The 626-nt window shown below is 56.2% G+C and carries 1 rRNA gene; it reads right to left on the minus strand.

Features of this window, described 5'->3' with window-relative positions:
- Positions 1–509: 509 nt before the first annotated feature.
- Positions 510–626: ribosomal RNA gene (locus tag AB4Y67_RS18990) — 16S ribosomal RNA — on the minus strand; the annotation flags it as partial.

The raw sequence follows: 626 nt of genomic DNA on the forward strand, positions 1-626 counted from the left end.
GAGAACCATGAAAACCAACCCACACACCCAAAGGCGCCCAGGTCAGATCCAGGTTCATATTCTTGGAAATTGCTTCTTATAAAAGATGCTCGCGTCCACTATGTAGTTCTCAAACAACAACCCCGTACCACACACCCCACACACGCCCCACCCAAAGGAGAGAACAACCGTGTGATCGGTGCAGCCAGGAAACCAGAAACACAAGTCCCACACCCCGCACCCTCCCCCGAAGGAAAAGGACACAGACCATGGTCCTGTTGTCTCAGGACCCAACAGTGTGCCAAACACTACCCAGCGAATCATTCCGGCCGCGTTCCAGGACCACCGCATTTCCCAAAGGGAAGACGCAGGGTCCGTACTTGCCGCCGGCATGTGCCGCCAGGCACCTATTTGTTGATATTCCACCCGTGAGCACCCGCCGCAGAACTTGCGTCTGCGCAACGGGCGTACTCCTGACAACCCCTCCACACTCAAATTCATGAGGCAAGGTGATTGTAGGTGCTCCTTAGAAAGGAGGTGATCCAGCCGCACCTTCCGGTACGGCTACCTTGTTACGACTTAGTCCCAATCGCCAGTCCCACCTTCGACAGCTCCCTCCCACAAGGGGTTAGGCCACCGGCTTCGGG

This window comes from Arthrobacter sp. YAF17 (assembly GCF_052113365.1).
GTDB lineage: Bacteria > Actinomycetota > Actinomycetes > Actinomycetales > Micrococcaceae > Arthrobacter.